This window comes from Pseudomonas sp. zfem002 (assembly GCF_032621685.1).
GTDB classification, from domain to species: Bacteria; Pseudomonadota; Gammaproteobacteria; order Pseudomonadales; family Pseudomonadaceae; genus Aquipseudomonas; species Aquipseudomonas japonica.
In genome coordinates, this window is record NZ_JAVYJH010000005.1 from 58,078 (window position 1) to 83,194 (window position 25,117).

Annotated in this window: 21 protein-coding genes and 2 tRNA genes; 16 read left to right on the top strand and 7 right to left on the bottom strand. The window is 65.6% G+C overall.

The features are described 5' to 3' along the window. The first annotated feature begins 1 nt into the window (after window position 1). The 8 genes from cobU to RTI28_RS09060 all read left to right on the top strand — a co-directional run bounded on the left by cobU (window position 2) and on the right by RTI28_RS09060 (window position 5,365). On the top strand, window positions 2–523 hold the full coding sequence (gene cobU / locus RTI28_RS09025) for a bifunctional adenosylcobinamide kinase/adenosylcobinamide-phosphate guanylyltransferase (protein ID WP_316920134.1): 522 nt from the start codon (window positions 2–4) through the stop codon (window positions 521–523). Beyond that, on the top strand, window positions 520–1,575 hold the full coding sequence (cobT, locus tag RTI28_RS09030) for a nicotinate-nucleotide--dimethylbenzimidazole phosphoribosyltransferase (protein WP_316920135.1): 1,056 nt from the start codon (window positions 520–522) through the stop codon (window positions 1,573–1,575). Before cobU ends, cobT begins: the two co-directional genes overlap by 4 nt. After that, window positions 1,572–2,159 carry an alpha-ribazole phosphatase family protein gene (gene cobC, locus RTI28_RS09035; RefSeq protein ID WP_316920136.1) on the top strand — a complete coding sequence of 196 codons (588 nt, stop codon included), beginning with the start codon at window positions 1,572–1,574 and terminating at the stop codon, window positions 2,157–2,159. Before cobT ends, cobC begins: the two co-directional genes overlap by 4 nt. A 46-nt stretch (window positions 2,160–2,205) precedes the next feature. Next, on the top strand, window positions 2,206–2,934 hold the full coding sequence (locus tag RTI28_RS09040; RefSeq protein ID WP_316920137.1) for an adenosylcobinamide-GDP ribazoletransferase: 729 nt from the start codon (window positions 2,206–2,208) through the stop codon (window positions 2,932–2,934). 55 nt (window positions 2,935–2,989) lie between these two features. Further along, on the top strand, window positions 2,990–3,394 hold the full coding sequence (locus RTI28_RS09045; protein WP_316920138.1) for a MarR family winged helix-turn-helix transcriptional regulator: 405 nt from the start codon (window positions 2,990–2,992) through the stop codon (window positions 3,392–3,394). A 61-nt stretch (window positions 3,395–3,455) separates the two neighbouring features. Next, window positions 3,456–4,658 (top strand): MFS transporter, encoded by a 1,203-nt coding sequence (locus tag RTI28_RS09050; RefSeq protein ID WP_410478968.1) that lies wholly within the window; start codon window positions 3,456–3,458, stop codon window positions 4,656–4,658. After that, the gene (locus RTI28_RS09055; protein WP_316920139.1) at window positions 4,655–4,777 is read left to right on the top strand and encodes a hypothetical protein; all 123 of its coding nucleotides are present in this window, start codon (window positions 4,655–4,657) and stop codon (window positions 4,775–4,777) included. The genes RTI28_RS09050 and RTI28_RS09055 overlap by 4 nt, the downstream gene beginning before the upstream one ends. Window positions 4,778–4,816: 39 nt before the next feature. Beyond that, entirely contained in the window at window positions 4,817–5,365 is a 549-nt protein-coding gene (locus RTI28_RS09060; RefSeq protein WP_042127862.1) for a glutathione peroxidase, read from the top strand. A 1-nt stretch (window position 5,366) separates the two neighbouring features. Here RTI28_RS09060 and RTI28_RS09065 read toward each other — a convergent pair whose 3' ends face one another. After that, the gene (locus RTI28_RS09065; protein WP_316920140.1) at window positions 5,367–5,627 is read right to left on the bottom strand and encodes a DUF2798 domain-containing protein; all 261 of its coding nucleotides are present in this window, start codon (window positions 5,625–5,627) and stop codon (window positions 5,367–5,369) included. A 120-nt stretch (window positions 5,628–5,747) separates the two neighbouring features. Here RTI28_RS09065 and RTI28_RS09070 point away from each other — a divergent pair, with 120 nt between their 5' ends. Continuing rightward, the gene (locus tag RTI28_RS09070; RefSeq protein WP_316920141.1) at window positions 5,748–6,683 is read left to right on the top strand and encodes a LysR family transcriptional regulator; all 936 of its coding nucleotides are present in this window, start codon (window positions 5,748–5,750) and stop codon (window positions 6,681–6,683) included. Between the two features lie 46 nt (window positions 6,684–6,729). On the opposite strand, the gene RTI28_RS09075 is transcribed toward RTI28_RS09070, so the two are convergent. The 3 genes from RTI28_RS09075 to RTI28_RS09085 form a co-directional block, all read right to left on the bottom strand. Next, window positions 6,730–7,998, bottom strand: coding sequence for an OmpP1/FadL family transporter (locus RTI28_RS09075; protein ID WP_316920142.1), 1,269 nt, complete (start codon window positions 7,996–7,998; stop codon window positions 6,730–6,732). A gap of 148 nt (window positions 7,999–8,146) precedes the next feature. After that, window positions 8,147–8,629: a hypothetical protein gene (locus tag RTI28_RS09080; protein WP_316920143.1), complete on the bottom strand. Its 483-nt coding sequence runs from the start codon at window positions 8,627–8,629 to the stop codon at window positions 8,147–8,149. A gap of 275 nt (window positions 8,630–8,904) precedes the next feature. Then, window positions 8,905–9,129 carry a hypothetical protein gene (locus tag RTI28_RS09085; RefSeq protein WP_042127972.1) on the bottom strand — a complete coding sequence of 75 codons (225 nt, stop codon included), beginning with the start codon at window positions 9,127–9,129 and terminating at the stop codon, window positions 8,905–8,907. Window positions 9,130–10,078: 949 nt separating this feature from the next. On the opposite strand from RTI28_RS09085, the gene RTI28_RS09090 reads away from it, so the two are divergent. Continuing rightward, a complete protein-coding gene (locus RTI28_RS09090; protein WP_316920144.1) occupies window positions 10,079–10,471 on the top strand; it encodes a sel1 repeat family protein in 393 nt (130 codons plus the stop codon). A gap of 187 nt (window positions 10,472–10,658) precedes the next feature. Next, window positions 10,659–12,050, top strand: a complete 1,392-nt coding sequence (rmuC, locus tag RTI28_RS09095; RefSeq protein ID WP_316920274.1) for a DNA recombination protein RmuC — start codon at window positions 10,659–10,661, stop codon at window positions 12,048–12,050. Here rmuC and RTI28_RS09100 read toward each other — a convergent pair. Next, a complete protein-coding gene (locus tag RTI28_RS09100; RefSeq protein ID WP_316920145.1) occupies window positions 12,022–15,498 on the bottom strand; it encodes a NahK/ErcS family hybrid sensor histidine kinase/response regulator in 3,477 nt (1,158 codons plus the stop codon). The genes rmuC and RTI28_RS09100 overlap by 29 nt on opposite strands. A 242-nt stretch (window positions 15,499–15,740) precedes the next feature. Between RTI28_RS09100 and RTI28_RS09105 the strand changes: the two genes are divergently transcribed. Both RTI28_RS09105 and RTI28_RS09110 read left to right on the top strand, forming a co-directional pair. After that, entirely contained in the window at window positions 15,741–16,877 is a 1,137-nt protein-coding gene (locus tag RTI28_RS09105) for a TDT family transporter (protein WP_316920146.1), read from the top strand. Window positions 16,878–17,062: 185 nt separating this feature from the next. After that, on the top strand, window positions 17,063–18,937 hold the full coding sequence (locus RTI28_RS09110; protein ID WP_316920147.1) for an MFS transporter: 1,875 nt from the start codon (window positions 17,063–17,065) through the stop codon (window positions 18,935–18,937). Window positions 18,938–18,956: 19 nt separating this feature from the next. Here RTI28_RS09110 and sugE read toward each other — a convergent pair whose 3' ends face one another. Together sugE and rdgC are read right to left on the bottom strand one after the other, a co-directional pair. Next, window positions 18,957–19,274, bottom strand: coding sequence for a quaternary ammonium compound efflux SMR transporter SugE (sugE, locus tag RTI28_RS09115; RefSeq protein ID WP_039579384.1), 318 nt, complete (start codon window positions 19,272–19,274; stop codon window positions 18,957–18,959). 152 nt (window positions 19,275–19,426) lie between these two features. Further along, complete coding sequence (rdgC, locus tag RTI28_RS09120; RefSeq protein ID WP_042127883.1) at window positions 19,427–20,347, bottom strand: recombination-associated protein RdgC; 921 nt, start codon at window positions 20,345–20,347, stop codon at window positions 19,427–19,429. 159 nt (window positions 20,348–20,506) lie between these two features. On the opposite strand from rdgC, the gene RTI28_RS09125 reads away from it, so the two are divergent. The 3 genes from RTI28_RS09125 to RTI28_RS09135 all read left to right on the top strand — a co-directional run bounded on the left by RTI28_RS09125 (window position 20,507) and on the right by RTI28_RS09135 (window position 25,000). Continuing rightward, window positions 20,507–20,582, top strand: a tRNA-Val gene (locus tag RTI28_RS09125). A gap of 16 nt (window positions 20,583–20,598) precedes the next feature. Continuing rightward, window positions 20,599–20,675 (top strand) — tRNA-Asp (locus tag RTI28_RS09130). A 320-nt stretch (window positions 20,676–20,995) separates the two neighbouring features. Then, window positions 20,996–25,000 carry a bifunctional nitrate reductase/sulfite reductase flavoprotein subunit alpha gene (locus RTI28_RS09135; RefSeq protein WP_316920148.1) on the top strand — a complete coding sequence of 1,335 codons (4,005 nt, stop codon included), beginning with the start codon at window positions 20,996–20,998 and terminating at the stop codon, window positions 24,998–25,000. The last annotated feature ends 117 nt before the right edge of the window (window positions 25,001–25,117 follow it).

Sequence of the window (25,117 nt, forward strand, 5' to 3'; positions counted from 1 at the left end):
CATGCTCAACCTGATCCTCGGCGGCGCCCGTTCCGGCAAGAGCCGCCTGGCCGAACGACGTGCCGTGGCCAGCGGCCTGCCGGTGACCTACATCGCCACCAGCGAGCCGCTGGACGGTGAAATGAACGCGCGGGTGCAACTGCACCGCGAGCGGCGTCCGGCCGAATGGGCGCTGATCGAGGAGCCGCTGGCCCTGGCCCGGGTGCTGCGTGCCGAAGCTGACGCCGGACGCTGCCTGCTGGTGGACTGCCTGACCCTGTGGCTGACCAACCTGCTGATGCTCGACGACCTGGCGCGCCTGGCCGCCGAGCGCGACGCACTGCTGGCCTGCCTGGACGAACTGCCGGGGGAAATCATCCTGGTCAGCAACGAAACCGGCCTGGGCGTGGTGCCCCTGGGCGAACTGACCCGACGTTACGTCGATGAGGCCGGCTGGTTGCACCAGGCGGTCGCTGAACGTTGCCAGCGGGTGATCCTCACCGTCGCCGGCCTGCCGCTCTACCTCAAAGGAACCGAATCATGACCCAGTCCTGGTGGCTGAATGCGTGCCGCGTGGCGGACGAGAAGGTGCGTGCCGAGGCGTTCGCGCGCCAGCAGCAGTTGACCAAGCCGGCCGGCTCGCTGGGCCGCCTGGAGCAGGTGGCGGTGGAGCTGGCGGCGTTGCAGGGGCAACTCAAGCCGGGCCTGGATCAGGTCTGGATCAGTATCTTCGCCGGCGACCATGGCGTGGTGGCCGAAGGCATTTCCGCCTATCCGCAGGAAGTCACCGGGCAGATGCTGCTCAACTTCGTCAGTGGCGGCGCGGCCATCAGTGTCCTGGCCCGGCAACTGGATGCGCGACTGGAAGTGGTGGACCTGGGGACGGTGAACCTGCAGCTCGATCTGCCGGGCGTGCGTCACGAGCGGATCGCCGCGGGCACGGCCAATTTCGCCCGCACCGCGGCCATGAGCGAGGCCCAGGGCCATCGCGCCTTGCAGGCCGGACGCGAAAGCGCCCTGCGCGCGCTGGCGGCAGGGGCGCGGCTGTTCATCGGGGGCGAGATGGGCATCGGCAATACCACCGCGGCCAGTGCCCTGGCCTGCGCCTTGCTCGATTGCCCGGCCAGCGAGCTGAGCGGTCCCGGCACCGGGCTGGATGCGGCCGGCGTGCGCCACAAGGCCGAGGTGATCGAGGCGGCGCTGCGTCTGCATGGCGCCGCCACGGCCGATCCGTTCCAGGCCTTGCTGCGGGTCGGCGGCCTGGAGATCGCCGCGCTGGCGGGCGCCTATCTGGCCTGCGCCCAGGAGGGCGTGGCGGTGCTGGTGGATGGCTTTATCTGTACGGTGGCGGCGTTGCTCGCGGTACGTCTCAACCCGGGCTGCCGGCCTTGGCTGTTGTTCGCCCATCGCGGCGCCGAGCCGGGGCATCGGCGACTGCTCGCCGAACTGCACGGCGAACCGCTGCTGGAACTCGGCCTGCGCCTTGGCGAGGGCAGCGGCGCGGCGTTGGCGGTGCCGTTGCTGCGCCTGGCCTGTGAGCTGCACGGGCAGATGGCGACGTTCGCCGAAGCCGCGGTGGCGGATCGTCCGGCATGATCCTCGACCTGTTGCGCCACGGCGAGACCGAGCTGGGTGGCGGTTTTCGCGGCAGCCTCGACGATGCGCTGACCGAACAGGGCTGGGCACAAATGCAGGCGGCGGTGGCGGGCGGCGGGCCGTGGGATCGGCTGGTCAGTTCGCCGTTGCAGCGCTGTGCGCGGTTTGCCGAGCGCCTGGCGCAGCAACTGCAACTGCCACTGGCGCTGGAGCCGGGCCTGCAGGAATTGCATTTCGGTGATTGGGAAGGGCGCAGCGCGGTCGAACTGATGGTCGATCACGAGCAGGCGCTTGGGCAGTTCTGGAACGATCCCTATGGCTTCACTCCGCCCAATGGCGAGGCGGTGGAGGCTTTTGCCGTCCGCGTGCTGGATGCGCTGGACCGGCTGCACGCAGCCCATGCCGGCGAGCGGGTGCTGCTGGTGACCCATGGCGGGGTGATGCGTCTGTTGCTGGCGCGGGCCCGGGGGTTGCCGCGGGAGCAGTTGCTGCAGGTGGAGGTTGCACATGGCGCCTTGCATCGGCTGCGGGTCGAGGCGGGTGGTGGGCTGCTGGAGATACTGGATTCACCGCATCCGGTGTAGGAGCGGATCCCGCCAAGCCGAAGAATTGTTGTCTTGAGGAACACCGATGCTGCCCTTCTGGATCGCCCTGCAATTTCTCAGCAGCCTCCCGGTAACCTTGCCGGGCATGCCCGAGCCCCGGCAAACCGGGCGCTCGCTGCTGTTCTATCCCGCAGTGGGCCTGCTCTTCGGCGTGCTGCTCTGGGCCCTGGATGCCCTGTTGCAAGGCACCCAGCCGCTGCTCCACGCCGCCCTGCTGCTCAGTGCCTGGGTCCTGCTCAGCGGCGGCCTGCACCTGGATGGCCTGGCCGACAGCGCCGATGCCTGGCTCGGTGGTTTCGGCGATCGCGAACGCACCCTGCTGATCATGAAGGACCCGCGCAGCGGGCCGATCGCCGTGGTCACCCTGGTGCTGGTGCTGCTGCTCAAGTTCGCTGCCCTGCTGGCGCTGGTCGAGGCGGGGCAGGGCATGCTGCTGGTGCTGGCGCCCGTCGTGGGGCGGGCGGCCCTGCTGGCGCTGTTTCTCACCACGCCCTACGTGCGCCCCGGCGGACTCGGCCAGGCGCTGGCCGAACACCTGCCACGGCGTGCGGCGGCCTGGGTGCTGGCCCTGAGCGCTGCGGCCTGCCTGTGGCTGGGCGGTGTGCTGGCCATGGCGGTGGGGGTGGTGACCTTCTACCTCCTGCGCCGCTCGATGCTGCGCCGTCTCGGCGGCACCACCGGCGATACCGCCGGGGCCTTGCTGGAGCTGCTTGAACTCGCGGTTCTGCTCGCGCTGGCCCTGTCTCGCGCTTGAAATATTCAGTAACTTCCCCTTGCGTCATGCCTGATGCGGGTATATACACGTATCCATGTTGACCAGTACCTGCATCTGCACCCATTTGCGTCGCGCTGCCCGTGAGGTGAGCCGACACTACGACGAAGCCCTGGAAGGCTCCGGGATCAATGTCGCGCAGTTTTCCCTGCTGCGGCATCTGCAGCGCCTCGATCGCCCGAGCATCTCGATCCTTGCCGAAGCCATGGGCCTGGACCGCAGTACCCTGGGGCGCAATCTCAAGGTGCTGGAAGCGGACGGCCTGGTGGCGCTGATCGAAGGCGAGGATCTGCGCAACCGCGTGGTGCTGCTCACCGCCGAGGGCGCCGAACGGGTGCGCAGTGCCGAACCGGCCTGGGAAAAAGCCCAGGCCAGCCTGGTCGAAAGCCTCGGCGAAACACAGCGCGATGAACTGGTCCGCCTGCTGAAGCAGCTGGCCTGAATTTTTTCACCGCCATAAGCGGGTATATACCCGCTTATGGCGCCACAGGAGAGCAGAACAAATGACATCCATATGGCGTACCAGTGGCTGGATCCTCCTCGGCGCGGCCTTGATCCTCGCCCTGTCGCTGGGCGTGCGCCACGGCTTCGGCCTGTTCCTTGCGCCGATGAGCGCCGAATTCGGCTGGGGCCGTGGTGTGTTCGCCTTCGCCATTGCCCTGCAGAACCTGATATGGGGTCTGGCCCAGCCCTTCGCCGGGGCCCTGGCCGATCGCCTCGGTGCCGGAAAGGTGGTGATCATCGGCGGCATTCTCTATGCCGCGGGTCTGGTCCTGATGGGCCTGTCGGATTCGCCGGTGTCGCTGTCCCTCAGCGCCGGCCTGCTGATCGGCATCGGTCTGTCCGGTACGTCGTTCTCGGTGATTCTCGGTGTGGTCGGCCGTGCCGTGGCACCGGAAAAACGCAGCCTGGCCATGGGCATCGCCAGCGCCGCCGGCTCCTTCGGCCAGTTCGCCATGCTGCCCGGCACCCTCGGCCTGATCAACTGGCTGGGCTGGTCGCTGGCCCTGCTGGTGCTGGGCCTGATGGTGGCCTTCATCGTGCCGCTGGTGAGCCTGCTCAAGGATCGGCCGCTGCCGACCCTGGGCCATGAACAGACCCTCGGCGAAGCGCTGCGCGAAGCCTGCACCCATTCCGGTTTCTGGCTGCTTGCCCTGGGCTTCTTCGTCTGTGGCTTCCAGGTGGTGTTCATCGGCGTGCACCTGCCGGCCTACCTGGTCGACCAGCACCTGCCGGCGACCACCGGGACCACGGTGCTGGCGCTGGTCGGCCTGTTCAATATCGTCGGCACCTACACCGCCGGCTGGCTGGGTGGGCGGATGTCCAAGCCGCGCCTGCTGACCGCGCTGTACCTGCTGCGCGCGGTGGTCATCGTGTTGTTCCTGTGGGCGCCGATCAGCACCTTCAGCGCCTACCTGTTCGGCATCGCCATGGGCCTGCTGTGGCTCTCCACGGTGCCCTTGACCAACGGCACGGTGGCGACCCTGTTCGGTGTGCGCAACCTGTCCATGCTTGGCGGCATCGTCTTCCTCTTCCATCAGTTGGGCGCCTTCCTCGGCGGCTGGCTGGGCGGGGTGGTGTACGACCAGACCGGCAACTACGACCTGGTCTGGCAGATCTCGATCCTCCTCAGCCTGCTGGCCGGCGCGTTGAACTGGCCGGTGCGCGAGCGTCCGGTGGCGCGCCTGCAGGCCGCCTCGGCATGAGCCGCTACCGTGGCTGGTTGGCCGCGCTGGTCGTGGCGGCCGTGCTGCTGGGGCTGGTCTGGTGGGGCTGGCAGCGTGGCGGCCTGGCGCTGATGCAGTTGGGCATGGGCGTCTGTTAGGCGTAGGCTGATCCTTCGTACAACGAATGGAGAATCGTCATGCATGCACGCCTGTTGATCGCTGCTGTCGCCCTTGGCTTCAGCGGCCTGGCCCTGGCCGATGGCTGTCCGGCCCTGCTTCAGGGCGACCTGCCCAAGCTGGGCAACAAGCAGCCGGTCGACCTCTGCCAGCAGTTCGGCGGCAAGCCGCTGGTGGTGGTCAACACCGCCAGCTACTGCGGTTTCGCCCCGCAGTTCGAAGGTCTCGAGGCGGTCTACAAGGAGTACCACGGCAAGGGCCTGGAAATGCTCGGCGTGCCGTCCAATGACTTCAAGCAGGAAGACGCCGACAGCGCCAAGACCGCCAAGGTCTGCTACGCCAACTACGGCGTTACCTTCACCATGACCGAAGCGCAGCCGGTGCGCGGTGCCGATGCCACGCCGCTGTTCAGGGAACTGGCGCGACAGAGCGCCGCGCCGAAGTGGAATTTCTACAAATACGTGGTCGACCGCCAGGGCAAGGTGGTGGCCAGTTTCTCCAGCCTGACCAAGCCGGACGATCCGGAATTCCGCGCGGCCATCGACAAGGCCATCGCCTCCCGGCCCTGATTCACTTGTGCGGATGCACCGTGAGGGCCACCAGCCTGACCACGATCGGTCGCACCACTAGTACGCAGGCGAAGGCCACCGGCATGGCCAGCTGGTAGGCCTTCAGCACGTTGCGCAGGTAGTCCTCGCCCAGGCCGCTGTTGGCCGCGGTGATCACGAAGCACATCAGCATCGCCATGATCGACGACATATAGAAGGCGAAGACATAGGGCGTGGCGCGAACGCCGAGTTTCAGGCTGCGACCGGTTGCCGGTGAATGCATGCGACCTCCTAGAAGGGTTCTGTGAATCGCGCAGGTTAACAAGGCGCTCGCCTGGCAAGTAGACGCTCGCGGATTAGGTCTTTATAAAGGGAAACTTACGAATTCTCGCCGAGGTCGTCCGTGAACCTGCTGGGCCTGATCAAGAGTTTCATCAAGGTGGTCGAAGCCGGCAGCATCGCCGGTGGCGCCCGCAGCCTCGGCTTGAGCGCCGCGGCGGTGAGCCAGAACATCGCCCGTCTGGAAGACCACCTGCAGGTGCGACTGCTCTCCCGCACCACCCGCAGCATGGCGCTGACCCCCAGTGGCAGCCTGTACTACGACAAGGTCCGGCATATCGAGCGCGACCTGGAGGCGGCGCAACGGGCGGTCACCGCGGTGGACAGCGAGCCCCAGGGGCGCCTGTGCATCGCCAGCACCTCGGCCTTCGGCCGGCATGTGCTGGCGCGGCTGATTCCAGGGTTCAGCGCGCTCTATCCACGGCTTTCTATCGAATTGCTTACGAGTGACAGCCGCGTCAACCATGCACAGCAGGGCGTGGACGTGAGCCTGCGCATCACCCCGCAACTGGACGATGGGCTGCTGGCGCGGCATATCGCTCAGGTGCCTTTCATCTGTTGCGCGTCACCTGGCTACCTGGCGCGCGAGGGCTGGCCGCAGAGTCCCGAAGAACTCAAGCAGCGGCGCTGCCTGGTGTTTCGCTACCCGGTGGACGGGCGTTTCCTGCGCTGGGGCTTCGTGCGCGACGGTCTGCGTTTCGATGCCGAGTTCGGCGATGTGCTGATCAGCGACGACATCGACGTGCTGGCGCAGATGGCGGTGCACGATGGCGGCATTACCCGGCTCGCCGAGTTCGTCGCCCGGCCGTTCCTCGAGCGTGGCGAACTGGTGCCGCTGTTCGAGGATGGCGGCGGCAACCGCGCCTATGCGCAAACCGAGCCGATGGACATCTATCTGTGCGTCACCGACCGCTTCGCCCTGACGCCGAAGGTGCGGGCCTTCATGGAATTCCTGCAGGCGCATCTAGGCGATGAGTGGCGGGTGAAATCCCGGGCATGAAAAAACCGCCGGCGAGGGCGGTTTCTTCATGCAACCGAAGCGTAGATCAGAAGCGGTAGGTCAGGGACGCGCCCAGGCCGTGTGCACTGTTCTCGTAGGTCGCGCTGTAGGCGCCCTTGCTCGGATCGCGCAGGTTGACCTTGGTGTCTTCTTCCCACAGGTAGGAGTAGGCCAGGTCGATGGTCATGTCGTCAGTCGGGCTCCAGCCGGCACCGATGCTGAAGATCTTGCGATCGCCGGTGGGGATGCGTGGCGAACGGTTGACGTTGTTGGTCGGCGACTGGTCGACGGTGAAGCCGGTGCGCAGCACCCACTCCTTGTTGACCTTGTAGGACGCGCCGATGGCGTGGGCCCAGGTGTCGTGCCAGTTCTGTTCTTCGCTGATGGTGCCCAGGTTCGCGCGCAGCGGTGCCGGGACGCCCTCGTTCTTGACGGTGATGGCTTCCAGGCGGCTCCAGCGGGTCCAGGTGCTGCCCGCGTAGAGGGTCCACTGCTCATCCAGTTCGTGGGTGATGGAGAAGTCCACGGATTCCGGGGTCTTGATGTTCAGCGAGGCGTCGTACTTGCCACCGTTGAAGGGGCCGAAGCCAGTGCCCTGGATCTTGGTGTCGCCTTCCAGCTTGTAGTCCACCATCGAATGGTAGGTCAGGCCGAGGCGGGTGTGCTCGGTCGGCTGGACCAGGATGCCGATGTTGTAGCCGACCGCGGTGTCGTCACCGGAGATCTTCACCTGGCCGTCGTTGCGGCCCAGGCTGCCGGCATTGAGGGCATTGGACTGCAGGCTGCCTTTGATGTGGTTGATGGTCGGACCGAAGCCGATCGACACCACGTCGTTGAAGGCGTAGCTGACGGTCGGCTGGAAGGTGACGACCTGGACTTCCGATTTGCTGCCGAAGTAGCGGCCGGCGAAGCCGGTCTCGTAGTCGGTGATCAGGCCGAACGGCACGTACATGCCGAAGCCGACGCTCCAGTGCTCGTCGATGGGCTTGACGTAGTAGCCCATGGGCACGCCAACCACCGGAACCATGTCGCCATCGTTGCTGCCACCGAAGGTGCCACGGGCGTGCTTGAGGTCGGTCTTGGCGATCACGGCAGCGCCGCCGACGGTGACCTGCTCACGTTTCAGGCGCGACATGCCGGCCGGGTTGCCGTACACGGTGCTGGCATCGTCGGCGGAAGAGGAACGGCCGGCAAAACCGGTACCCATGCCGCTGATGCTTTGTTCGTTGAGCGCGAAACCGCTCGCCAGCAGGTTGGAAGAGGCCAGGGCAACCGCGAGGGTGAGGGTGCTTTTGACGAGTGTGAATTTTTTCATTATTAGAAACTCCAGGGGATCACCGGGGCGCAAATTACCAATATTTTCTGGCCCGCGCTATAGGCTGTATCGCAGGAGATAGAGCGGTTTTGTAGGACAATCCGACCAGAATTGGCAATTTATTCCGTTTGTGAATGTAGTTGTTTTCCTAACATGCCTGGTGTTCCAGGGGAGCGATGCAGGCCTGCCAGGCCCGGGTGAAGTCGCGCAGCCGACCCTGCGGCTGGAAAATCTGGCGCCAGATTTTCGCCTGGCCGAGCAGGTCGTCGGCTGCCGGCAGGCGTGGCGCCTGCTCTTCGATCAGCATCCATGCTATGGCGGTGGCGTAGCGCAGGTTGACCGTCAGTTCCTGGTGCGGGCCGTTGAGAAAGGCATGCTGACTGGCCAGACCGCGGACCAGGCTCGCCAGTTCCGGATCGCGGGCGAGAAAGTCATCCCAGATGGCCTGGTGGCGCAGTTCGGCGATGCGATACAGGCCGTGACCGCGGCGGTCGTGAAGGGCGGCGCCAAGGGCCGACTGGCTGGCCGCCACGCCGAGCAGCAGGGCTTCGGCGCAGGGGCTGTAGCGTTCCAGGTAGATCAGCGTCGGCCGGATCACATATTGGCTCAACTCGCTCGCGGCGATTCCCATAATGCCCTCGAACTGAAAAATGGCCGGCGGAACGCTGGTGCTTGGCAGCAGGGTGGATCGGAACCTCAGGCCCGCCGGAAGCGGACTGAGCCGCTTGAGTTGAAGTGTAGTGTCATATTCCGGCTGTAAAGGGCTGTTTTTAAATCATTTCCGGCTTTTCGTTATAGGTCATATGCCGATCGGTACTTAAAGATGGGGCGCTTTCGAGGGGGGGCAGGCGAGGTGTGCGGATAGCAAAAGCCCCTCGAATGAGGGGCTTGGGAGTGAGTGGTCCATCAGGCGGTCAACGCCTGACGGGTCCGGTCGATCACCGCCTGCAGCGGTTCGGCACGGGTGTATTGCTCGGGGTACAGGCGTTCGCTGTGCTGGGCGATGCCGTGTTCGTCGACCAGGGTGAAGCTGAAGCTGTTCTTGCGCGAGGCGAGGATGATGCAGTTCAGCGGTGCGAAAGCCTGGGACAGGGTGCGGATGGCCGCTTGGGTATGGGTGTTGTAATTCATCATTGTTGGACGTTCCTGCATGGGATACGGCTAGTTTGAGCCGCATATATTTCAAACGTTCCAGTGACGCGAGCCTTTAGGCTGGATGCGGCAGAACCTGTCTGGAACAGGACAGCCAGTGGATGAGCGCAATAAGAAGGTGGCGCCTTGGGCTGACTGGTAGGTACTTCGGAAGACGGGCAACACGCCAGGGCATAGGTTCTGCGCCTCTGGGTGAGGATCCTGTTCAGTCTGCTGGTGTGGGCTCGGCGGGGCGTGCATGGCATTGCCCGGGGAGCTTCGGTTGGCGGGTCCTGGTTTCAGCAGGATGACCCTTGGGGAGGGTGATGCTGCAAGGACCGCTTTGGCCAGAATTGACTTTCAGCTTGGTACTAACGGCGGCGAAGATACCGGCTTCCGTTCTCGCTGGCAAGTTTTTTCGTCTTTCGTCCGGCGAGCCGACCATTATGTCCATTTTGTACGTCCCTGGGAAGCCCCGTCTCCCGTCACGAATGGCCGCGATGGTGCGCCGGGTCGCCTCGCTTTGGGGCGTTTGTGCACACGCGGGGCGACCTGTGTCACAACCCTGTAACAGCCTGGCATGGCTCGCCCATTGACCGGTCTGGATGGACAAGTCAATGAAAAAAAACACTTTTTTTAGCTGGTGAAAAAATCGACAGTTTGACTGGGGGCCCCATTCTACCGGGGTTTGCGGGGTGTCGAGAGGGGTTGTCCACTGAGTTATCCACAGCTTCTGTGGATTGTCCCGAGCGGTTGCTCTAGGACGGGCGTGCCAGCAAGTGGAAGGCTGTCAGACAATTGTTCGCGGCGGTAGTACTGGCTAAAAAATCACCTCGGAAAGGTCAAGAAAAAAGATCAGAAAATTCAAAAAAAACTTCGGAAATGATCCAGGCAGTCGTCGGAAAAATCGGGTAGAGTGCGCGCCCCAAGAAGTATCTCACCTGTTTTTATGAAGTTTCGCGGTCGATCCTCCGATTCAAATCCTCCCTCGAAAGCCAATTCCCAACCCGCCGGCCTGTCGCTGAAAGTGGCGTTGTGGCTGCTGGACAATCCGCGCCTGGGCGACAAGCCGCAGATCAAGCATTTTGCCGGACGCCTGCTCAAGCAACCGGCCCGTGAAGGCGTGGTGGTGGCGCAGAGCCGGCTGGGGCAGATGCTCTGTCGCGATTGCGGCAATGCCCGCGACCGGCGTATCGGGCATGAGCTGCTGCGCCAGGCGGCGCGGGCCGGCGATCGTTGTGCGCAGCTGGAGTACGAGCGCCTGTGCGGCCAGCCCGAGGTCAACCCGCCAGTATCGCTCGCAGCCGGCAGGGCAGGGCGCGTGCGGCCTCTGCCGGAGTAATTGCCGCGCGGTCGAGAACCCGGGCTGATAAGCTCGGCGGGACTTTTTCCGAGGGGTGAGCATGCTGTCGATGGTTGCATTGGATCTGACCAGCCTGGTGCTGGGTATGTTGCTCGCCGCCGTGCCGGCGGTAATCGTGCTGGTGCGCTGGCAGCGCCAGCACAGCGAGCGCCAGGCGCAACTGGCCTTGCAGGAAGAACGCCTGAGCAGCGCACTGCTGGCCCAGGAAGGCCTGCAGGCGCAACTGGATGCCAGCCGCGACGAAATCAGCGATCTCGGCCAGGCCAACAGCGCCAAGCAGGCCAGTCTCGCCGCCCAGGCCCGTGAGCTGGACCTGTTGCAGATCGACCGCGACAACGCCCGGGACGCGGCCCATGCCTGGAACCTCGAGCGCAGCGCCCGTGAAGCCGAGCTGCGGCGCCTCGATGCACGTTGCGCGGCCCTCGAAGCCGAGCTGCGCGAGCAGCAGGACAGCCATCAGCAGCGCCTCGCCGACCTGCAGGGCTCGCGCGACGAGCTGCGTGCGCAGTTCGCCGAAATGGCCACGAAAATCTTCGACGAGCGCGAGCAGCGCTTCGCCCAGACCAGCCAGCAGCACCTGGGGCAACTGCTCGATCCGCTCAAGGAGCGCATCCAGTCCTTCGAAAAGCGCGTCGAGGAAAGCTACCAGCAGGAAGCCCGCGAACGCTTTTCCCTGGGCAAGGAACTGGAGCGCCTGCAGCAGCTCAACCTGCGCCTGAGCGACGAGGCGACCAACCTGACCCAGGCCCTCAAGGGTCAGAAGACCCAGGGCAACTGGGGCGAACTGATCCTGGAAAAGGTCCTGGAGCATGCCGGCCTGGAAAAGGGCCGCGAATACCAGACCCAGGTCAGCCTGAAGAGCGCCGACGGCGAGCGCTTCCAGCCCGACGTGCTGATCATGCTGCCCGGCGACAAGCAGGTGGTGGTGGATTCCAAGGTCAGCCTGACCGCCTACCAGCAGTTCATCGGCGCCAGCGAGGAGGACGTGGCCCAGGCCGCGCTCAAGCAGCACGTGCACTCCCTGCGCAGCCATGTCAAAGGCCTGTCGAGCAAGGACTACAACCGCCTCGACGGCCTCACCAGCCTGGATTTCGTCCTGCTCTTCGTGCCCATCGAGGCGGCCTTCTCGGCGGCGTTGCAGGCCGAACCGAACCTGTTCCAGGAAGCCTTCGACCGGCAGATCGTGATCGTCAGCCCGACCACCCTGCTGGCCACCCTGCGGGTCATCGACAGCCTGTGGAAGCAGGAGCGGCAGAGCCAGAACGCCCGGGAAATCGCCGAGCGCGCCGGCTGGCTGTACGACAAGTTCGTGCTGTTCATCCAGGACCTGGACGAGCTGGGCAGCCGCCTGCAACAGGTGGACAAGGCCTACGCGGCGGCGCGCAACAAGCTCTGCGAGGGACGCGGCAACCTGATCAGCCGCAGCGAACAGCTCAAGCTGCTCGGTGCCCGGGCCAGCAAGAGCCTGCCGGCCGACCTGCTGGAAAAGGCCATGGCCGCCGGCGACGGCGTCCCGGCCAACGACGGGCTCATTGCACCAGACTCAGATGGCGATTGAGCAGGGCGCGCAAGGCCGCCGGCTTCACCGGTTTGCTCAGGTAGTCGAGGCCGGCGGCGTGGACCTTGGCCATGGTCTCGCCATGCCCGTCGGCGCTGATCACCACCCCCGGCACCGGCTCGCCGAGGCGGGTGCGTAGCCAGGCCATCAGTTCGGTACCGATCTCGCCGTCGTCGAGGTGATAGTCCACCAGCGCCAGGTGCGGGCGCAGTCCCTGGTCCAGCAGCGCCGCGCATTCTTCGCGATTGCGCGCGGTCCAGACCTGGCAGCCCCAGCGGCTGAGCAGGCTGTTCATGCCGATGAGGATGCTGTCTTCGTTGTCCACGCATAGCACGTGCAGGCCCGCCAGTGGCTGCCCGGCCTGTTCCGCGCTCTTCACCGGTTCCGGCGCGGGGGCGCTGGCCAGCGGCACGCTGACCCGGAACACGCTGCCCTTGCCGGTCCACGAGCGTACTTCCAGCGGATGGCCGAGCACCTTGCACAGGCCGTCGGCGATCGCCAGGCCCAGGCCCAGGCCTTTCTCGGCACGGGTCTGGTGGCTGTCGAGGCGTTTGAACTCCTCGAAGATCACTTGCAGCTTGTCGTCGGCGATGCCCGGCCCGCGGTCCCAGACTTCCAGCCACAGGTTGCCCTTGCGGCGCCGCACGCCGAGCAGGATCGGGCTCTTGCCGTAGCGGAAGGCGTTGGTCAGGAAGTTCTGCAGGATCCGCCGCAGCAGCTTCATGTCGCTGTGCACCCGCAGGTGGCTGCCACGCACGCGAAAGTCCAGGCCATGCTCGCGCGCCAGCACCTTGAACTCGGCGCCGAGGGTGTCGAACAGGTCGTTGAGGGCGAAGGGCTTGGCGTCCGGGGTGATCTTGCCGTTTTCCAGGCGCGAGATATCCAGCAGGTCGCTGATCAGCTCTTCCGCCGAGCGCAGCGAGCTGTCCATGTGCTGCACCAGTTTCTGGGCTTCCGTGGACAGGCCTTCGGCCTGGTGGGAAAGCGCCGCGGAGAACAGCCGCGCGGCGTTCAGCGGCTGCATCAGGTCATGGCTGACCGCGGCGAGGAAGCGCGTCTTGGACTTGTTCGCGGCCTCGGCGTGGCTCTTCGCCTCGGTCAGCGCCAGGTTCAGTTGCGACAGTTCGTGGGTACGCTCGGCGACCCGCTGTTCGAGGCTTTCGTTGGAGTCCTTGAGCGCCTGCTCGGCTTCGCGGAACGGGGTGATGTCGGTGAAGCTCATGACGAAGCCGCCGCCGGGCATCGGGTTGCCGATCAGCTCGATGACCCGGCCGTTGGGGAACAGGCGCTCGGAGGTATGCGCGCGGCCCTGGCGCATCCAGTGCAGGCGCCGCGCCACGTGCACCTGGGCTTCGCCGGGGCCGCACAGGCCGCGCTCGGCGTTGTAGCGGATGATGTCGGCGATCGGCCGGCCGACGCTGATCAGGCCGTCCGGGTAGTTGAACAGTTCCAGGTAGCGGCGGTTCCAGGCCACCAGGCGCAGCGACTGGTCGACCACGCTGATGCCCTGGCTGATGTTCTCGATCGCGCCTTGCAGCAGGGCGCGGTTGAACTGCAGCACTTCCGAGGCTTCGTCGGCGATGCGCACGACGTCTTCCAGCTGCATGTCGCGGCCTTCGATGGCGGCCTTGACCACCGCGCGGGTCGACGAGGTGCCGAGCACGCCGGCGAGCAGCCGTTCGGTGTGCTCGATCCACTCACCGTCGGCGTTCTGGTTGGGGTTGAAGCCTTTGCCCTGGCGGTAGGCGAAGCGAATGAAGCTCTGCCGCGCCCGTTCCTCGCCGACGAAGCGCGCGGCGAGGTGCAGCAGGTCGTCGATCTGCACCGCCAGCAGCGAGCGGTTGTTCGGTCGCGCGCTGCTTTGCTGGCCGATGAAGCGCCCGGCCTGCCAGTGTTCACTGACCCGGGTGCGGGAAAGGATCGAGACCCAGGCGAAGACCATGAAGTTGCCGGCCAGGGACAGCACCACGCCCTGGGTCAGTGGGGTGATCGGCAGGCCCAGCGGATTGCCGTGCAGCCAGGCCAGGCCGGGAAACAGCTCCAGCGTCCAGCCGAGGCTGTGGGCGGCGATCGGCAGGACCAGGGTGTAGAACCAGAGGAAGGTACCGGTGGCGAGGCCCGCGAACACACCGCGGCGGTTGGCCTGTTTCCAGTACAGCGCGCCAAGCATGGCCGGGGTCAATTGGGTCACCGCGGCGAAGGCGATCTGGCCGATGGTCGCCAGGCTCGCGGTGGAGCCCAGCAGGCGGTAGCTGACGTAGGCGAGGAGGAGAATGACCACGATGGTCACCCGGCGCACCGTGAGCATCCAGTGGCGGAAGGCTTCGAACGGCCGCTCGGCGTTGTTGCGCCGCAGTAGCCAGGGCAGCAGCATGTCGTTGGAGACCATGGTCGACAGTGCCACGGCCTCGACGATGACCATGCCGGTGGCGGCCGAGGCGCCGCCGATGAAGGCCAGCAGGGCCAGGCTCGGGTGGGCTTCGGCCAGCGGCAGGCTGATGACGAAGGAGTCGGAGATCACCGTGCCCGGCAGGAGCATCTGTCCGGCCAGGGCGATGGGCACCACGAACAGCGCGGCGAGCACCAGGTACAGCGGGAACACCCAGCGTGCCAGGCGCATGTCCTGCGGTTCGATGTTCTCCACCACGGTCACCTGGAACTGCCGTGGCAGGCAGATGATCGCCATCATCGCCACCCCGGTCTGCACCACCATGGACGGCCAGTTGATGGTTTCCTGCCAGTAGCTGTCCAGGGCGGGCGCGGCGCGGGCCTGGCTGAACAGGTCGTCGAAACCGTCGTACAGGTTGAACACCACGAAGGCGCCGACCGCGAGGAAGGCCAGCAACTTGACGATGGCCTCGAAGGCGATGGCCAGGACCATGCCGCGGTGGTGCTCGGTCACGTCCAGGCTGCGGGTGCCGAAGACGATGGAAAACAGCGCCAGGACCAGCGACACCACCAGCGCGGTGTCCTGCACGCGGCTGCCGGTGGCATCGGCGTTGGCGCCGATCAGCAGGTTGACGCCGAGGACGATGCCCTTCAACTGCAGGGCGATGTAGGGCAGCACGCCGACCAGGCAGATCAGCGCCACCACCACCGCCAGGGTCTGCGACTTGCCGTAGCGCGCGGCGATGAAGTCGGCGATGGAGGTGATGTTCTCCTGCTTGCTGATCAGCACCATCTTCTGCAGCACCCAGGGCGCGAACATCAGCAGCAGCACCGGGCCGAGGTAGATCGGCAGGAAGGCCCAGAGCTGTTCGGCGGCCTGGCCGACCGCGCCGAAGAAGGTCCAGCTGGTGCAGTACACCGCCAGCGACAGGCTGTAGACCCAGGCCCGCAGGCGTGGTGGCAGCGGCGTGCCGCGGCGGTCGCCGTAGAAGGCAATGGCGAACATGACGGCCATATAGGCCAGGGCGACCACCGCGATCAGCCCGCTGGACAACGACATGATGACTCCGAACGAAAATAGCGATGCACCACCACGGCGGCTGGTCACCTCGATCAGTCAGTCTGGCACGTCGCCCGGGCTTCGTCAGCGCCGACCAAGGTCGCAGCGGCAGGGCGTCGCAGGGTTTCTGCCAATGCTTATCTGCTAAACCGATAACAGATAGAGAAAATAACCGTTATATGGATATTCCTTTTGGTTGTAGGTTGGTCTCTACCTCATGAGAGGACAGGAGACAGACCCCCATGCCATGCCCGACCGCGATCCATCCCTTGCGTCCCTTCAACCAGTTGACCCACCCCCGCGAAGTGATCCGCCAGTTCACCCCGAACTGGTTCGCCGTGGTCATGGGCACCGGTGTCCTGGGCCTGGCCCTGGTGCAGGCGCTTCCGGCCCTGCGCGGGGTGGCCGAGGCCCTGTGGTGGCTGGCGTCGGGCTTGTTCGTGCTGTTCGGCCTGCTCTACGGCGCGCGCTGGGTCATGTTCTTCGACGAGGCGCGGCGGATCTTCGGGCATTCCACGGTCTCGATGTTCTTCGGCACCATCCCGATGGGCCTGGCGACCCTGCTCAACGGTGCGCTGGTCTTCGGCCTGGCGCGTTTCGGCGACGGCATCCTGCCTTGGGTCGAGGCGCTGTGGTGGCTCGATGTGGTCATGGCGCTGCTATGTGGCGTGGCGATTCCTTTCCTGATGTTCACCCGCCAGGAGCACAGCATCGACCAGATGACCGCGGTCTGGCTGTTGCCGGTGGTGGCCGCGGAAGTGGCGGCGGCCAGCGGTGGCCTGCTGGCACCGCACCTGGGCGACACCGCGCGGCAGTTCCAGGTGCTGATCACCAGCTATGTGCTGTGGGCGGTGTCGCTGCCGGTGGCGTTCAGCATCCTGACCATCCTCATCCTGCGCATGGCCCTGCACAAGCTGCCGCCGGCGCACATGGCCGCGTCGAGCTGGCTGGCGCTGGGGCCGATCGGTACCGGTGCGCTCGGCATGTTGCTGCTGGGGGGCGATGCACCGGCGATCTTCACGGCCAATGGCCTGGCCGGTTTCGGCGAGATTGCCCGCGGGATCGGCCTGATCGCCGGGATCGTGCTCTGGGGCTGCGGGTTCTGGTGGCTGCTGACGGCACTGCTGATCACCCTGAAACATATGCACCAGGGCATGCCGTTCAACCTGGGTTGGTGGGGTTTCACCTTCCCGCTGGGTGTCTATGCGCTGGCGACGCTGAAGCTGGCGAGCTGGCTGGGGCTCGGGTTTTTCCAGGGGATGGGCGTGGTCCTGGTGCTGGCGCTGGTGGGATTGTGGTCGCTGGTGGCCTGGCGCACGGCGCGTGGGGCGTGGCGCGGTGAGCTGTTCGTGTCGCCTTGCATTGCGGGTTGCAAATAGGCTTCGGCGAGCGTGGAGACCCGCTTTTCTGTAGGAGCTGGCTTGCCTGCGAAGGACCGCAACGCGGGCCCAATTGATTGGCAAGTATTTCCAGGGGCTGGTCGAATCGAACTGCATTCCTGCAAAGTGTGGCTTTTCCCGCGCCCGGCGCCTCAAATCACAAAGCCCGATCAGGTACACGGACGATGAGCCACACCTCCCAGTTCGCCTTGCTCAGGAAGCGGCGCTTCCTGCCTTTCTTCATCACCCAGTCGCTGGGTGCCTTCAACGACAACCTGTACAAGCAGTCGCTGATCCTGGCGATCCTCTACAAGCTGAGCATCGGCGGCAGCGGGTCGACGCTGGTCAGCCTCTGCGCCCTGCTGTTCATCCTGCCGTTCTTCCTGTTCTCGGCGCTGGCCGGGCAGTTCGGCGAGAAGTACGCCAAGGATGCGCTGATCCGCACCATCAAGCTGGCCGAGGTGGTGATCATGACCATCGGTGCCGTGGGCTTCCTTTATGACCAGCTGTGGCTGATGCTCGTGGCGCTGTTCGCCATGGGCACCCACTCGGCGCTGTTCGGCCCGGTCAAGTATTCGATTCTGCCCCAGGCATTGCGCGAAGAAGAACTGGTGGGCGGCAACGGCCTGGTGGAGATGGGCACGTTCCTGGCGATCCTCGCCGGGACCATCGCCGCGGGCGTGATGCTGTCGGTCAGTGACTATGCCCCGGTGGTGGCGTGCGGCATCGTGCTCACCGCGGCCCTGGGCTATCTGGCCAGCCGCTTCATTCCCCGTGCTGCCGCGGCTTCGCCGGAGCTGAAGCTGCAATGGAACATCTTCGCCCAGACCGGCGCGACCCTGCGCATGGGCCTGAACCAGACCCCGGCGGTGTCCCGCTCGATCGTCGGCAACTCGTGGTTCTGGTTCGTCGGGGCGATCTACCTGACGCAGATTCCGGAATATGCCAAGGTCTCGATGCACGGCGACGAAACCGTGGTCACCCTGATCCTCACCCTGTTCTCGGTAGGCATCGCCCTGGGCTCGCTGCTCTGCGAGCGGCTCAGCGGTCGCAAGGTCGAGATCGGCCTGGTGCCGTTCGGCTCCTTCGGCCTGACCCTGTTCGGCCTGCTCTGGTGGTGGCATTCCGGGGATATCCCGGTGGCAGAGGCGCCTTATGACTGGCTGGCCCTGCTGGGCATGGCCAAGGCCTGGTGGATCCTGCTGTCGATCGTCGGCCTGGGGGTGTTCGGCGGCTTCTATATCGTGCCGCTGTATGCGCTGATCCAGGCGCGCACCCCGGAAGACCAGCGGGCCCGGGTGATTGCCGCTAACAATATTCTCAATGCGCTGTTCATGGTGGTCTCGGCGATCGTCACCATGCTCCTGCTCGGCGTGGCGGGGCTGGAGATTCCGCAGCTGTTCCTGGTGGTGTCGCTGCTCAACATCGCGGTGAACGCCTACATCTTCAAGATTGTCCCCGAATTCAGCATGCGCTTCATGATCTGGCTGCTCAGCCATTCCATGTATCGGGTCCGGCATCGCGACCTCGAGCGGATTCCCGACGAGGGCGCGGCGCTGCTGGTGTGCAACCATGTCTCGTTCGTCGACGCGCTGCTGATTGCCGGCGCGGTGCGCCGGCCGATGCGCTTCGTCATGTACTACCGGATCTACAACCTGCCGGTGCTCAACTTCATCTTCCGCACCGCCGGGGCCATCCCCATCGCCGGGCGCAACGAGGACCGCGCCACCTACGAGCGTGCCTTCGAACGCATCGCCGAATACCTGGAGGCGGGTGAGCTGGTGTGCATCTTCCCGGAAGGCAAGCTGACCGGCGATGGCGAGATCGACGAATTCAAGGGCGGGGTCAAGCTGATCCTGCAGCGCACCCCGGTGCCGGTGATTCCCTTGGCGTTGCAGGGCTTGTGGGGGAGTTTCTTCAGCCGCGATCCGGCCAAGGGCTTCTTCCGCCGCTTCTGGTCACGGGTGACCCTGGTGGCCGGCGCCGCGATTCCTGGCGAACAGGCGGAGCCGGCGCTGCTGCGCGAACGGGTAGGGGCGTTGCGCGGAGAAATCCGCTAGCGACGTAGGGGGGAGAGGGTCAGCTGGCGCTGACCTTCAGGCCGATCAGGCCGGCGACGATCAGCGCAACGCTGACCAGGCGCACCAGGGCCATGGATTCGCCGAACAGGATGATCCCGGCGATCACCGTGCCCACCGCGCCGACGCCGGTCCAGATGGCGTAGGCGGTACCCAGCGGCAATTCCTTCATCGCCAGGCCGAGCAGGCCCAGGCTCACGGCCATGGCGGCGACGGTCAATGCGGTGGGAAGGGGGCGGGTGAAACCATCGGTGTATTTCAGGCCGACGGCCCAGCCGACTTCGAAGAGGCCGGCGAAAAACAGAATGATCCAGGACATGCTCGATACTCCATCAGGTGATGGGGCCGTCCCCGGATGCTCACGCGATGCGTCGCGAGGTCGTCCTCGCAGTGCGCACTATAGTGCACATTTTCCCTGGCAAGGGCAAATCCAGGGGATGAAGGGGACCGCGTTGCGGTCCCCTGGACGGATCAGATCCCCTGCGGAATCTCTTCGCCGCCCAGCGCTTCGAACAGCGCCGGGAGGAACTCGGAGAAGGTCAGCATCATCAGGGTGAAGCTGGCATCCAGCTGGCCCAGCGCTTCATCGCCGCCGTCTTCCTCGGCCTGGTCCTGCAGCAGTTCCTCGAACTTCAGGCGCTTGATCACCGTCTTGTCGTCCAGCACGAAGGACAGCTTGTCCTGCCAGGCCAGGGCCAGTTGGGTGACCTGCTTGCCGGTGCCCAGATGCAGCTGGATCTCGTCGCTGGTCAGGTCCTGGCGCTTGCAGCGCACGATGCCGCCGTCTTCATGGGTATCGCGCAGTTCGCATTCGTCCAGTACGTGGAAGTCCGGAGCGGCCTGCTGGTTCTTCACCCAGTCGGTCATGGTCGCGCTCGGCGCGATCTTCACCGTGACCGGGCGCACCGGCAGCGAGCCCATGACTTCACGCAGGGTCGAGAGCAGGTCTTCGGCGCGCTTGGCGCTGGCCGAGTTGACCAGGATCAGGCCGAGCTTCGGCGCGATGGCGGCGAAGACCATCGCCCGGCGAATGAAGGCGCGGGGCAGGAAGGCCTGGATGATCTCGTCCTTGATCTGGTCGCGTTCCTTTTTATAGACCTTGCGCATCTGCTCGGTCTCGATCTCGTCGACCTTCTCCTTGACCGCGTCGCGCACGACGCTGCCGGGCAGGATGCGTTCTTCCTTGCGCGCGGCGATCAGCAGGAAGTCGCCGCTGACATGCACCAGGGGAGCGTCCTCACCCTTGCCGAACGGCGCGACGAAGCCATAGGTGGTCAACTCCTGGCTGGCGCATGGGCGGGCAGGCTTGCTGGCGAGGGCCGCTTCCAGCGCTTCGGCGTCGAACGGAATGTCCTGGGTCAGGCGATAGCTCAGCAGGTTTTTGAACCACATGGGGCGAATCTCTCCTCATTACATAAGGGGGGCATTATTCTCCGAGCGGCGCTTCCAGGCCAAGTCCGCTAAGTCGTTGGAACGCCTGAAAATTTTTTTTCAAAAAGTGCTTGCCAGAGTATCGGGTGCTCCGTAGAATGCGCGCCACACCGAGACGATGGGTGATTAGCTCAGCCGGGAGAGCATCTGCCTTACAAGCAGAGGGTCGGCGGTTCGATCCCGTCATCACCCACCAAATCTCAGTGTTACGCGCAGCGGTAGTTCAGTCGGTTAGAATACCGGCCTGTCACGCCGGGGGTCGCGGGTTCGAGTCCCGTCCGCTGCGCCATATTCGCTTCCAGGGCCCACTGAACACCCGGAAGCAACAGAGAAAGCGACCCAAGGGTCGCTTTTTTTGTGCCTGCGTTTTCCTGCTCGCGCTGCGTTGGTGCAAGCCTCACCACGACGGTGCATCCTGCGCCTTCCTCGATACCTCCATATCCCCTGATTCCGGGCTTCTGGCCGTTTTGGCGCGCCCCTTGCTTTGACCTGCCCATCAGGCAATCAACGTCGATTGCCCCATTCACGACAAAGGCGCCGTGTCGCTCCCCCTGTTCATCCAGGTCGGGGCGGCAGGGCGCCTTTTTGTTTTGCGAAGGAGTCAGGGTCATGGCCAGCACGACGGTGCGCAGTGTCTGCCCATATTGCGGTGTCGGTTGCGGCATCGTCATGAGCGTGGCGAACAACCAGGTCATCAAGGTCAGCGGCGACAAGCAGCACCCGAGCAATCTCGGGCGCCTGTGCACCAAGGGCCTGAGTTGCCATCAGCCGCTGCGCGAGTCCGGGCGCATGGAATGGGCCTGGCTGCGCGACCAGCGCCAGCGCGATCCAGTGCGCCTGGGCATGGACCAGGCGCTCGAACAGGCCGCCCGGCGCCTGCGCGAGATCATCGACCGCGACGGCCCGGACGCCGTGGCTCTGTACGTGTCCGGGCAGATGTCGCTGGAAGCCCAGTACCTGGCCAACAAGCTGGTGAAGGGCTTCATCCGCAGTCGCCATATCGAATCCAACTCGCGCCTGTGCATGGCCAGCGCCGGCAGTGGCTACAAGCTGTCGCTGGGCGCTGACGGGCCGCCGGGCAGCTACCAGGACTTCGACAAGGCCGAGGTGTTTTTCGTGATCGGCGCCAACATGGCCGACTGTCACCCGATCCTGTTCCTGCGCCTGCTCGACCGGCTCAAGGCCGGCGCCCGCCTGATCGTGGTCGATCCGCGGCGCAGTGCCACGGCGGACAAGGCCGATCTGTTCCTGCAGGTGCGTCCCGGCACCGACCTGGCGCTGATCAACGGCCTGCTGCACCTGCTGCATGAAAACGGGCAGACCGACCACGCCTTCATCCAGCGCTATACCGAAGGCTGGGACGAGATGCCGGCCTTTCTCGCCGACTACACCCCGGCGCGGGTGGCGCAGATCACCGGCCTCGCCGAAGCCGACATTCGCCAGGCCGCAGCCTGGATCGGCGCGGCCAGGGACTGGATGAGCTGCTGGACCATGGGCCTGAACCAGAGCATCCAGGGCACCTGGCACACCAATGCCCTGTGCAACCTGCACCTGGCGACCGGCGCCATCTGCCGACCGGGCAGCGGTCCCTTCTCCCTGACCGGTCAGCCCAATGCCATGGGCGGGCGGGAAATGGGCTACATGGGCCCCGGTTTGCCAGGCCAGCGTTCGGCGCTGGTAGAGGCGGATCGGCAGTTCGTCGAACGACTCTGGAAGATCCCGGCCGGCAGCCTGCGCGCCGAGGCGGGCGAGGGCACCATCGGCCTCTTCGAACAACTGGCCGCCGGCCAGGTAAAAGCCTGCTGGATCATCTGCAGCAATCCGGTGGCCAGCGTCGCCAACCGCCAGCGGGTGATCGACGGGCTGCGCGCGGCGGAACTGGTGATCAGCCAGGACGCCTTCCTCGACACGGAAACCAACCGTTACGCCGATATCCTTCTGCCCGCCGCGCTGTGGGCCGAGAGCGAAGGGGTGATGATCAACTCCGAACGCAATCTGACCCTGACCGCCAAGGCGGTGGACGCGCCCGGCGAAAGCCTGGCCGATTGGCAGATCATTGCCCGGGTGGCCTGCGCCATGGGCTATGCGGAGGGTTTCAGCTATGCCAGCGCCGAGGAGGTCTTCGAGGAAATCCGCCAGGCCTGGAACCCGGCCAGCGGCTACGACCTGCGCGGGCTGGACTACGCCACGCTGCGCAGCGGCCCACGGCAGTGGCCATGTGAACCGGGCCGCGCCGATGCGCGCAGCCCGCTGCGTTATCTGAACAATGGCCTCAGCCAGACGCTGAAGGATGCTGTCGACGGTGAGCGTCCGGAAATCGTCTTCGCCACGGCCAATGGCAAGGCCCGTTTCTTCGCCCGGCCCTGGCTGTCGCCTGCGGAACTGCCGGACTCGTCCTACCCGCTGGTGCTCAACACCGGCCGCGTCCAGCACCAGTGGCACACCCTGACCAAGACCGGCAAGGTCGCCAGCCTGAACAAGCTCGACCCCGGCCCCTTCGTGGAGATCCATCCGCAGGACGCCGCCGCCCTCGGCATCGCCGAGAAGGATCAGGTCGAGGTCCGCTCGCGGCGTGGCCAGGCCGTGCTGCCGGCGCGGATCACCACGCGGGTGATGCCGGGCAACTGCTTTGCGCCCTTCCACTGGAACGACCTGTACGGCGAGCAACTGGCGATCAACGCGGTGACCTGCGATGCGGTCGACCCGCTGTCGCTGCAACCCGCCTTCAAGCACTGCGCCGTGGCCCTGAGCCGGGTCAGTGGCGAGCGCCTCGATATCCTTCAACTCGATCCCGCCATCCCCGAGGAGAGCCGGCCGATGCCCCACGACACCCTGCGCCAGGTCCTGGGCCTGGGCACGCCGCCCGAACTGGCCCTGGCCGAGCATGAGCAACAGTACCTGCACGGCTTCCTGCTGGGGCTGGAGCGGATGCGCCACCCGGGCATTCCCACCTTGCCGGCCGGCGCGCCACTGGCGCCATCGCGACGGCTGTTCGTCGACGGCCTGCTGGCCGGCCTGTATTCCCGCACCGAGGCCGTGCCTGCCGTGGCCGCCCTGGAAGCCCCGGTCACCCCGGCTCACCTGGTGCTTTGGGCGTCGCAGACCGGCAACAGCCAGACCCTGGCCGAGCGCTGTGCCGGCCATCTGCGCGAAGCCGGGCTGACGGTGCAGCTGGAATGCATGGAAAGCGTGCAGCCGGCGCGGATCGGCGAGGCCGCGAGCCTGTTGCTGATCACCAGCACCTTCGGCGACGGCGAAGCCCCGGACAGCGCCACGGCGTTCTGGCAATCGCTGCAGGGCGAAGGTGCTGACTGGGCGAAGCGGCCCTACGCGGTCCTGGCCCTGGGGGACTCCAGCTACGACCAGTTCTGCGGCTTCGGTCGCAAGCTCGATCAGCGTCTCGCCGAACTGGGCGGCCAGCGTTTGCTGGAGCGGGTCGATTGCGAACCGGATTTCGACGAGCCCTTCGCCGGCTGGCTGCAGGCCTTGACCAGCAAGCTGTCGCAGGCGCCGCTGGCCCTGAGCGAACCGCCGCAGGCGGCGTTCGGCAAGCAGGCGCCATTGCCCGCGCGGGTTGTGGAAAATCGTCTGCTCAACGGGCCGGGCGCGAGCAAGGAAACCCGGCAGATCGTCTTCGACCTGGGCGACAGCGGGCTGCGCTACGAAGCCGGTGATGCCCTCGGGATCTGGCCGCGCAACTGTCCGCAACTGGTCGAGGAAGTGCTCGAACGCAGCGGGCTGGACGCGGCGCTCGAGGTCACGCTCAAGGGCCAGGCGCCGATGTCGCTGCGCGAGGCGCTGAGCGATCACCTGGATATCAGCCGGATCACCCCGCAGTGGCTGGAGCGCTTCCGCGCCGTGCATCCTGCCTGCCCCAGCGACAAGGATGCCTTGTGGGGCCGGCAACTGGCCGACCTGCTCGCCGAGTTTCCCCTGTCGCTGCCCCTGGCGGACTGGCTGAGCTTGCTCAAGCCCTTGCAGCCCCGGCTCTACTCCATCAGTTCCAGCCCGCGCCAGCATCCGCGGCAGGTGCACCTGACGATGTCGACGGTGCGCTACGGCCAGCGCAAGGGCGTGTGTTCGACCTTTGTCGCCGATCGTGCCGGGGAATTGAAAGTGTCGATCTTCCCACAGCCGTCCGCGAGTTTTCGCTTGCCTGATGATGACAGCCTGCCGGTGATCATGGTCGGGCCCGGCACCGGTATCGCGCCGTTCCGTGCCTTTCTCCAGGAGCGCGAGGCGCGTGCCGCCAGCGGCGCCAACTGGCTGTTCTTCGGCGAACAGCGCGAAGCCTGCGACTTCTACTACCGCGACGAGTTGCTGGCATGGCGCCAGAGCGGTGTGCTGACCCGCCTGGACACCGCGTTCTCGCGCGATCAGCAAGACAAGATCTATGTGCAGCAGCGCATGCGCGAGCAGGGCGCGGAGCTGTGGCGCTGGCTGCGTGACGGCGCGTTCTTCTATGTCTGCGGCGATGCCGGGCGGATGGCCAGGGATGTCGACGCGGCGCTGAAGGCCGTGGTCGCGGAGCATGGCGGGATGAGTGCCGAGCAGGCGGCGCAATACGTGGCGCAGATGGGGCGGGACAAGCGCTACCTGCGGGATGTGTACTGATGCGGCCGGGAAACTCACTGCATCAACATGCTGCAACACGGCGATTTCTGCACCAGCGTGGTTCAAGCAAACCCGCCAGGAGCCCCTGAAACCTTAGATTTCAGGCCAATCGGGCAC

Excerpts from the sequence above, each read along its gene's own strand:
- cobU (WP_316920134.1), top strand. The coding sequence starts at position 2 with ATGCTCAACCTGATCCTCGGCGGCGCCCGTTCCGGCAAGAGCCGCCTG.
- RTI28_RS09080 (WP_316920143.1), bottom strand. The coding sequence starts at position 8,629 with ATGGGAATCGCCGCGAGCGAGTTGAGCCAATATGTGATCCGGCCGACG.
- RTI28_RS09050 (WP_410478968.1), top strand. The coding sequence starts at position 3,456 with ATGACATCCATATGGCGTACCAGTGGCTGGATCCTCCTCGGCGCGGCC.
- rdgC (WP_042127883.1), bottom strand. The coding sequence starts at position 20,347 with ATGTGGTTCAAAAACCTGCTGAGCTATCGCCTGACCCAGGACATTCCG.
- RTI28_RS09135 (WP_316920148.1), top strand. The coding sequence starts at position 20,996 with ATGGCCAGCACGACGGTGCGCAGTGTCTGCCCATATTGCGGTGTCGGT.
- RTI28_RS09075 (WP_316920142.1), bottom strand. The coding sequence starts at position 7,998 with ATGAAAAAATTCACACTCGTCAAAAGCACCCTCACCCTCGCGGTTGCC.
- sugE (WP_039579384.1), bottom strand. The coding sequence starts at position 19,274 with ATGTCCTGGATCATTCTGTTTTTCGCCGGCCTCTTCGAAGTCGGCTGG.
- RTI28_RS09055 (WP_316920139.1), top strand. The coding sequence starts at position 4,655 with ATGAGCCGCTACCGTGGCTGGTTGGCCGCGCTGGTCGTGGCGGCCGTG.
- RTI28_RS09045 (WP_316920138.1), top strand. The coding sequence starts at position 2,990 with ATGTTGACCAGTACCTGCATCTGCACCCATTTGCGTCGCGCTGCCCGT.
- RTI28_RS09105 (WP_316920146.1), top strand. The coding sequence starts at position 15,741 with ATGCCATGCCCGACCGCGATCCATCCCTTGCGTCCCTTCAACCAGTTG.
- RTI28_RS09040 (WP_316920137.1), top strand. The coding sequence starts at position 2,206 with ATGCTGCCCTTCTGGATCGCCCTGCAATTTCTCAGCAGCCTCCCGGTA.
- RTI28_RS09085 (WP_042127972.1), bottom strand. The coding sequence starts at position 9,129 with ATGAATTACAACACCCATACCCAAGCGGCCATCCGCACCCTGTCCCAG.
- RTI28_RS09060 (WP_042127862.1), top strand. The coding sequence starts at position 4,817 with ATGCATGCACGCCTGTTGATCGCTGCTGTCGCCCTTGGCTTCAGCGGC.
- cobT (WP_316920135.1), top strand. The coding sequence starts at position 520 with ATGACCCAGTCCTGGTGGCTGAATGCGTGCCGCGTGGCGGACGAGAAG.
- RTI28_RS09065 (WP_316920140.1), bottom strand. The coding sequence starts at position 5,627 with ATGCATTCACCGGCAACCGGTCGCAGCCTGAAACTCGGCGTTCGCGCC.
- cobC (WP_316920136.1), top strand. The coding sequence starts at position 1,572 with ATGATCCTCGACCTGTTGCGCCACGGCGAGACCGAGCTGGGTGGCGGT.
- RTI28_RS09110 (WP_316920147.1), top strand. The coding sequence starts at position 17,063 with ATGAGCCACACCTCCCAGTTCGCCTTGCTCAGGAAGCGGCGCTTCCTG.
- RTI28_RS09090 (WP_316920144.1), top strand. The coding sequence starts at position 10,079 with ATGAAGTTTCGCGGTCGATCCTCCGATTCAAATCCTCCCTCGAAAGCC.
- RTI28_RS09100 (WP_316920145.1), bottom strand. The coding sequence starts at position 15,498 with ATGTCGTTGTCCAGCGGGCTGATCGCGGTGGTCGCCCTGGCCTATATG.